Source organism: Desulfonatronospira sp. MSAO_Bac3 (assembly GCF_003838035.1).
GTDB classification, from domain to species: domain Bacteria; phylum Desulfobacterota; class Desulfovibrionia; order Desulfovibrionales; family Desulfonatronovibrionaceae; genus Desulfonatronospira; species Desulfonatronospira thiodismutans.
Genome location: NZ_QYZY01000298.1, coordinates 22,099 through 30,893, shown reverse-complemented (window position 1 = coordinate 30,893; position 8,795 = coordinate 22,099). Strand labels below are relative to the sequence as shown.

The window sequence follows — 8,795 nt, the reverse complement described above, 5'->3', positions numbered from 1 at the left end:
CTGGTGCCCCTTACCGCTGAACTGGGCCTGGACGTTCGCTGGGAGGTCATAAGCGGCAACGAACAATTTTATCAGTGCACCAAGGCCATGCACAATGCTTTGCAGGGGCTGGCCGCACCAATTTCCCGGCCCCTCCTGGAGGCCTATGAACAGATCAACCGGGAAAACGCTGAAGAACTGCGCCCTCTCCTGGAAGAGGCCGATTTCGTGTTTATCCATGATCCTCAGCCGGCTCCCCTTCTGGGACTCTGCCCCGGGCGCAAGGGGCGCTGGGTGTGGCGCTGCCACATTGACGCCAGCCGTCCTTACCGTCCGGTATGGCGTTACCTGCGTGATCATGTGTCAGGGTATGATGCAAGCGTTTTTTCCCTGCCGGATTTTGCCCAGGCCCTGCCTCATCCGGAATATATCATTCCCCCCAGTATTGATCCTTTAAGTGACAAGAATATTGATCTGCCTCAGGAGGAGATAGAAGATGTACGCAAGGAGTTCGGCCTGGACCCGGAGCGCTCCCTGGTTCTTCAGGTGTCTCGTTTTGACCGCTTCAAAGACCCGGTGGGGGTAGTGGAGGCCCATCGTCTGGCCAGAAAATTTACGCCCGGGCTGCAATTGGTCCTGGCCGGAGGCACGGCTGACGATGATCCTGAGGGCGAGGCCGTTCTTACGGAAGTCCGGGCCGCAGCAGGGGATGATCCAGACGTCAAGATTCTGCTTCTGCCGCCGGATGCCCACCGAAAGATCAATGCCCTGCAGCGCATGGCCGATATCGTCATTCAGAAATCCGTCAAGGAAGGTTTCGGCCTCACAGTGACCGAAGGCCTGTGGAAGGGCCGGCCGGTCATAGGCGGGGATACCGGTGGTATCCGGCTTCAGGTCATCAACTACCATACCGGCTTTCTGGTGCGTACTCCACAGGGGGCGGCCCTGCGCATCCGGTATCTTCTGCATCGTAGAGACCGTATGCAGGAAATGGGGGACAAGGCCAGGGAGTTCGTGCGGGAAAACTTTTTACTCACCCGGCATCTGCGGGAATACCTGACCCTTATGGTGGGACTGGAAAACGGTGCTGGATATCGAATTGAGCTTGGATGATACGCTTTTGACCTTGTGCGGTCCTGCCTCTTATTGAAGCTGTTTCAGGAGTTTTTCAGCAGTACCGAGATGCTCCAGGACAATAGGGCGAGGTTTTCCATTGATCCGTCTGGATTCGACTATAGCCTGGTAGTCCCTGCCTCTTGAAGGTTTTTTAAGATAGTTTCTACTTCAGTGTATACATTTTTAGTTTGAAAAACATATTGAAAATATTAAAGATTTCCTCGAAATTTGCGCTGCGCGTAATAAACTCGCGCTAGTTTGCAAATGCTTCAAAAATTCGGCGGCAAAAGAGCCAGTCCCCGGAGGTCAGTCATAAGTTTCGCTGTGTTTTTACTAAAATGATAATTTTTCCCTGTACTCTAAGCTCCGTCTGTTTGACTTCCGGTGTTTACTGTGTTTATTGTATCATGTTATTTTAAGAAGGCAGCAACTCTAAAAAAGATGAGCAGGAGATGAATATTAAAACGGTAATTGTGGCCATAAGAGAGGTCAGGGCGTACTTGTGCAAACATCAGAGAGCTTCAGGACTGGGTGCCGGGGTTGCATTGAACCATTGGGGAGTGCCGGTGGGGAGGCTTGATCATGTATCATGCCTGTAAGCCATCCCTCCCGCAGCTTCGGGTCTGGGCGCCCAGGGCTCAGAGGGTGGACCTGGTTACCCGGCTGGACAGACAGCTCATGCTGCCCCAGGATAATGGCTGGTGGCAGGCGGAAGAAAGTCCCGGCCACGGTGAGGATTATTCTTTTCTTGTTGATGGCGAGGGTCCCTTTCCTGATCCCCGCTCACCCTGGCAGCCCGGGGGTATTGAAGGACAGTCCAGGCGGCTGGATCACCGCCGCTTTGAGTGGAGTGACCAGGGATTTCAGCCAGTACCCTTGTCTTCGGCTGTAATATATGAGCTGCATGTGGGGACTTTTTCCCCGGAAGGGACATTCAAGGGCGTGATGCACAGGCTTGACCACTTAGTGGAACTGGGTGTGAGCCATGTGGAACTTATGCCGGTGGCTGAATTTTCCGGCAGCCGGGGCTGGGGCTATGACGGGGTGAACCTTTATGCTCCGCATCATGTTTACGGCCACCCCGAAGAGCTCAAGGAGCTGGTCAATGCCTGCCACAGCCGCGGGCTGGGGGTGATCCTGGACGTGGTCTACAACCACCTGGGACCCAGAGGCAACTACCTGCCGCGCTTCGGGCCCTACTTTACCGACCGCTACCGCACTCCCTGGGGGGATGCAGTGAATCTGGACGGGGCCTACAGCGATGATGTCCGCCGCTTTTTTATTGAAAACGCCCTTATGTGGCTGCGGGATTATCATTTTGACGGACTGCGCCTGGATGCGGTGCATGCCCTGTATGATTTTTCAGCCAGGCATTTCCTGGAAGAACTGGCCTGGGAAGTAAAAGAGCTGGAGGCCGGTCTGGGCCGGCACTTAGTGCTTATAGCTGAAAGCGATCTGAACGACCCGCGCGTCATCAGACCTTTTCAGGCCGGCGGGTACGGGATGCATGCCCAGTGGAACGAGGATTTTCACCACGCCCTGCACGCCGCCCTCACCGGCGAAAGCCAGGGCTATTACGCTGATTTCGGGGATCTTGCCCACCTGGCCAAGGCCCTGGAAAAAGGTTTTGTTTATGACGGTATTTATTCGCAGTTTCGCCGTCGCAGGCACGGCCGTCCTGCTCCGGATATCTGCGGCCACAGGTATGTGGGCTGCCTGCAGAATCACGACCAGGTGGGCAACCGGGCCCGGGGAGAGCGCAGCAGCCAACTGCTGACGCAGGGTCAGCTCAAGATGGGTGCGGCCCTGGTGCTCACTTCGCCCTTTATCCCCATGCTGTTTCAAGGTGAGGAATGGGGGGCCAGAACACCTTTTCTGTATTTCACAGCCCACGAGGATGCAGGCCTGGCCAGGGAGGTGTTCCACGGAAGGCTGGCGGAATTTAAGGGTTTTGGATGGGATCCCGGGGACATACCCGACCCGCAGGACCCGGAAACCTTTGTCCGTTCAAGGCTTGACCGGCAGGAACTGAGTCAGGACAGGCATGCGGAAATCCTGAACTGGTACAAACAGCTGATTCGTCTGCGCCGGGAATATCCTGAGCTGACCAGCGGACGCCCTGAACAGGTCAGGGTGGAATTCCAGGAAGAAAAAAGGTGGCTGATTATGCGCCGTGGTCCGTTATGTGTAGCCTGCAATTTTTCCCAGGCACAGCAGACAGTTCCCCTGGACGGACAGGCCACCAACCTGCATATAGTGCTGGCTTCTCAGGCGGATGCCGCCCTTTACGGATGGGACCTTTTTCTGCCCGGACACTGTGTGGCCGTGTTGTGCTGCAGGTTAAATTAGGTCTGCCATTTCCGAAAAACAGTATTTCTTCCCCGGTCGAGCTCCCTACGGTAGAGGACTGCGTCCTCATAACCACCTCCACCGGGCGCAGAACCCATACTCTGAACTCCGGGATCACATCCGGGATATCATCACTACCATGACCTTGTGCCAGGAGCTTCAACTGAGTGCCCCTGAATGGTTACGGGGATACCTGTTTTGATGATGTAAAGAGACCTTCGTTGAAAGAGCATCTTTACATGCCGGGCGGCACAGGGAAGGGCAGGCTTCAGCCTGCATGTTTCTGGAGCACCCGTTGCAGATCAGCCGCCTTCACCGGCTTGGCCAGGTAGTCGTTCATGCCCGACTGGAGAAACTTCTCCCGATCGCCATGCATGGCACTGGCGGTCAGGGCAATGATGGGGATGTCTCTATTGTTGCCGATTTTTCTGGATCTGCGGATAATGCCGGCTGCCTCTGTTCCACTCATTATGGGCATATGGATGTCCATAATGATGCAGTTGAAATCCTGTTCTTCAAGGATTTGCAGCACTTCTTGACCGTCTGCAGCCAGCACCACCTCGTGCCCCATTTTTTCCAGGATTTTCAGCATGGGAAACTGGTTGGATGCGTCATCCTCAGCAAGGAGAATGCGCAGACCCTGAGTCGTTTCATCTGACTGCGGTTGCTGTTCATACTCCGGCAGGGATGCCTTGTCAGGCAGCTTGAAGGGCAGGGCAACGTACACTGCGGTTCCTTCGCCTTCTGTGCTGTCAATGCTTATGTTGCCGCCCATGAGCTGAGTAAGACGGCGGATGATGGCCAGGCCCAGCCCGGCTCCCTGGTGTTTTCTGGTCTGATAGTCCTCCACCTGTACAAAAGGATCGAACAGGGTTTTGATCCTGTCTTCCGGGATGCCGATTCCGGTATCCGAGACAATGAAAAGCACCCGGATATCTTCATTTCTGCCTGCAGGCACAGGCGTCATGTGCAGATTGACGTTTCCATGTTCAGAGTATTTAACCGCATTGCCCACAAGGTTGAACAGTATCTGACGGACCCTGGCCGGGTCGCCGATTATTTCACCAGGCAGGCCCGGGTCCAGGATGCACTCCAGGGAGACCCCCCTGTCTTTTGCAGTGACCTTGAACAGCTCGGCCACGGACCCGGCAAGATCCCTGGGACTGAACTTTTCTTCCTGGATGGTCATTTTTCCCGCCTCCACCCTGGATAGATCCAGGATGTCCGATAGAAGCCTGGTCAGGCGCTGAGCCGAGGTAAGGGCCAGGTCGACATACTCCTGTTGTTCCCTGTCCAGGGTGGTGTCCTGCATAAGCTGCATCAGCCCCATTATGCCGTTGATGGGAGTTCGGATTTCATGACTCATGGTGGCCAGGAAGTGTGATTTGGCCTGGTTTGCGGCCACGGCCTGCTCCTTGGCCTGGTAAAGTTGCTGCCTGGTCTGCAAAAGATCAGTGTTGTCCACAATGCATGCCAGCACAAGGGAGTAGTCCTGCTCATGTCCTGAAGCAACAGACCAGTAGACCTGGGTTTTCAGTTTCTGTCCGTCCAGTGTTACATGGTCTCTTTCAACGACAACACCTTGCCCCCTGCAGGCCATCACCTTTAAAAACTGTATAAAATTTTTGTTTTGGGACTCTTTGTCGAAAATACTGGTTATTCCGGTCATCAGTTCCCTTTTTGTCCGGGCCCTGAAGAGGTTGAGGCTCTGCTGATTGACATCGAGCACCTTCACCATGTCAGCCATTTCCCAGATCAACTCCTGACGGCCTGCAAAATAGGAGTGAAGATCCTGGACTCCCTCGGCCTGGAGTGCATCCAGACGCTTTTTCACTTCTGAGAAGTCCAGTTCCCACAGGGAAACAGGGGATGATTCGAACAGTTGCCTGTATTTCTGTTCACTTATGCGCAGGGCCTCATCTGCCTTCTTGCGCTGGGTTATGTTTTCACGGATCAGAATGCCCCCTGCAACCACCCCTTTCTCGTAAACAGGAACGGCTCTTATGCTTACCCAGCCGGGACCGCCTGCTGCAAACTCGGGAAAAAAGACTTCGTCCATTTCCACTGTCCGGCCTTTGAAGATTTTTGCAACTTCATGGTCTATTCCGGCGTTGACCAGGCCCGGCAGTTCATGAACCGATCTGTTGAGGAAAAAATCCTTGTCCAGCCTGTTAAACGCAAATTTGTCGATATGCCAGTCATTTACAAAGTTGACCCTGCCATGACGGTCAAAGCGCATGATGGATATAGGACATTTTTCAGCAAGCATCTTAAATGATGACTCGCTTTCCTGCAGGGCCTTCTCCATGCGCTTGCGTACAGTGATATCGAAGGCCACGGCAAATATAACCGGCTTGGCGTCCAGGCTCATGGCGTTCAGGTATACCTCGGTAGGGTAAGAAGAGCCGTTTTTCCTGGTGTGCATAGATTCAACGGAGATGGACTGACCCTCCCTGAGGAGATCCCAGGCTTCAAATCTGCCTTCCGGATTCAGGGCATGGACGTCAATGTCCTTGATGTACATATTCAAAAGTTCCTGCATGGAGTAGCCGGTATTTTTGCATGCAGTATCGTTGGCCATGAGAATTTTTCCATCCAGGTCATGGATAAAAATACCTCCAGGAAGATTTTCAAAGACTATTCTGAAGCGCTTTTCACTTTCTTCCAGGGCTTTTTCAGCCATCTTTCTACCGGTGATGTCACGGCCTATCCCTACTATTCCCGTGATGTTTCCGTGCTGGTCGCGGTATGGTGTTTTCAGGGTTTCCAGGAGGATTTCCCGGCCATCTGGATATGATATCCACTCCTCATTGCTGCCTGATGCAGCCCTTTTAAGCACCTGCTTATCTTTTTCTCTGAAAAAGTCTGCCATTTCGGCGCTGTATAGCTGGTAATCGTTTTTACCGGTTATCTCATCCCTGTCCCGGCCCAGGTGGCTGGCGAATGCGCTGTTGCATCCTATATAAACGCCGTGCATGTCCTTGATGAAAATCAGATCCGGAATTGTGTCCAGTACATAACTGGTAAGGCCCGTGGGCGAAGGTTCAGGGCTTTGCTTTCGGGCACTGATGTCAGTTATGAAAACCTGGTAATGGTTGAGTCGTCCATGCTGGTCCTGATCAGCACGGATATTTTGGGAACTCCAGAAAATACTGCCGTCCCTGCGGCGCATCCGGCATTCATGATCGTTTACCGCTCCCTGCTTATGCACCAGGCTTATGATTTCCGCCCTGTCAGCGGAGTCCACATACAGCTGGGACCAGATGTCCTTGACAGTACCGGTGAATTCGTCGGGTGAATCATAGCCGAACATGCGGCTCAGGGCATGATTGGCTGAAACAGCCAGACCCTTGGGTGTTGAGATGAATATGCCCACAGGGGCATGCATCAGGATGTCCTGAGGGCTCTCAAAGCAAGGCTTTTCCAGCGGATTGGCGTGCATTTTTCTGGGAGATTTCTTGGGCATTACAATCTCCTTGGATGCAGCAGGGATGGCATCTTTTCTGTTTTCATAATCCTGACTTTATCCTATCTTTTTTTAACAGAAAAAACAACAGACCTGTTTGAGTTTAAGTTCAAGTCTGTTCGGCCGTAAAGATTTCCCGGCCAGGTCTGTGGCAACAGGGTGCCGGGATTTTATGGGTTCTTAATCATCTGCTGCGCCGGCACTGGAATTGACTATGCAGCGTCATCTGCAGTATTTGTGCGGCAGTATTCACTCACAGCCCCGGGCCGGCGCAGCAACAGCAAGGCTCTTTGGGCATAACAAAAAGACGCATAGTAGAGACAGGCCTTACATGCAGATAACAGGATTTATCTGATGGAAAATGAAAAAGACAAGCCCGCACTGCTGGTGGTGGACGACGAATCCGGGCACAGGATGATGGTCAAGGCAGTGATGCAGGACCAGGGCTTTAAGGTGATGGAGGCCGGCAATGGACTGCAGTGCCTGGATATGCTGGAGCAGCAGCATATAGACGTGGTGCTTCTGGACATCAAGATGCCCGGCATGGACGGGATGCAGGTCTTAGAGCGTATACACAGACTGCATCCCGGTGTGCAGGTGGTCATGCTCACGGCCTTTGGAAGCGTAGGTTCTGCCGTGGATGCCATGAAACAGGGCGCATTCGACTATCTGACCAAGCCTGCTGATATCGATGAGCTAAAATCCGTTATCCAGATGGCACTGGATTATTCCAGGCTTGTGCGCGACAGCGCCCGTACCGGAAAAGGCCTGCAGGGCGTGCAGGAAAAGGCCCGGGTCATCGGTCAGAGTCCGGCCATGCACAGGGTCATGGACCTGGTGCAGCAGGTGGGGCCAAGTGAAGCCAGCGTGCTGATACTCGGAGAATCCGGAACAGGCAAGGAACTGGTGGCCAGGGCCCTGCATCAGGCCGGTCCCAGAAGTCAAGGCCCGCTGGTAAGCATTAACTGTGCAGCTTTGCCACCGGAACTGCTGGAGAGCGAACTTTTCGGATATAAAAAAGGGGCCTTTACCGGTGCAGCAAAGGATAAACCGGGCAAATTTCAGCTGGCGGAGAAGGGTACTCTCTTTCTGGACGAGATAGGAGAATTTCCCCTGCAACTGCAGGCCAAGCTTTTGCGGGCTCTGCAGGAAAAAGTGGTCCAGCCCCTGGGCGGCACGCAGGAAGACCCGGTGGACGTACGCTTTGTGGCAGCCACCAACAAGGATCTCCTGCAGGAGGTAAGGCAGGGCAATTTCAGGCAGGATCTGTATTACCGCCTCAATGTGGTGGAGATAACAGTTCCGCCCCTGCGGGAACGAATGGAAGACCTGCCCTTTCTGGTGAATCACTTTGTGGAGGTCCTGGGGGAAAAAAACCGTAAGCAGGTGCGGGGCATAAATAATAATTTTCTGCAGGCCCTTAAAAGCTACCACTGGCCAGGCAATGTCCGCGAACTGGAAAACGTGGTGGAAAGAGCCATAATTCTATGCAGAAGCGATGTCCTGGATGCCGGGGACCTGCCTGAGAGTATAGCCGGCGGGGGTACGACCGGAAATTTTGCCGGGAATGCTCCGGGGAAGGAAGGACTGGAAAGTGCGGAAAAGGCAGCTTTGCAACAGGCACTTAAGGCCAATAATGGGCACCGGGAAAACACTGCTCAGGCTCTGGGCATAAGCAGACGCAGCCTGCAGTACAAACTCAAGAAATATGGACTGACCAGAAAAGCTTGAGGATCTGCCTGTCATGGTTCGTTGTGTATGAATAAAATGACAAGCATGGGGCATAAGCATGCTGAAATAATCACGCTTGAATTGCAGCTGCTTATAAGGGACCCCTGCAGGGTGCAGCCACCCAGAGTGCAGGCAGTTACAGTGTAACCATTCA

Annotated in this window: 4 protein-coding genes; 3 read left to right on the top strand and 1 reads right to left on the bottom strand. The window is 53.6% G+C overall.

Annotated features, from left to right (window positions below; translation table 11 throughout):
* Both D5S03_RS10265 and treZ read left to right on the top strand, forming a co-directional pair.
* The coding region (locus D5S03_RS10265) for a glycosyltransferase (protein ID WP_287043845.1) at nt 1-1,092 on the top strand (1,092 nt) is incomplete at its 5' end.
* A gap of 585 nt (nt 1,093-1,677) precedes the next feature.
* Nucleotides 1,678-3,444 (top strand): malto-oligosyltrehalose trehalohydrolase, encoded by a 1,767-nt coding sequence (gene treZ, locus D5S03_RS10260; protein ID WP_287043844.1) that lies wholly within the window; start codon nt 1,678-1,680, stop codon nt 3,442-3,444.
* Between the two features lie 268 nt (nt 3,445-3,712).
* Here the strand turns inward: treZ and D5S03_RS10255 are convergent, their stop codons facing one another.
* Nucleotides 3,713-6,910: a PAS domain-containing hybrid sensor histidine kinase/response regulator gene (locus tag D5S03_RS10255; RefSeq protein WP_287043843.1), complete on the bottom strand. Its 3,198-nt coding sequence runs from the start codon at nt 6,908-6,910 to the stop codon at nt 3,713-3,715.
* A 354-nt stretch (nt 6,911-7,264) separates the two neighbouring features.
* Between D5S03_RS10255 and D5S03_RS10250 the strand changes: the two genes are divergently transcribed.
* The gene (locus D5S03_RS10250; protein ID WP_008870202.1) at nt 7,265-8,641 is read left to right on the top strand and encodes a sigma-54-dependent transcriptional regulator; all 1,377 of its coding nucleotides are present in this window, start codon (nt 7,265-7,267) and stop codon (nt 8,639-8,641) included.
* Nucleotides 8,642-8,795 lie beyond the last annotated feature (154 nt).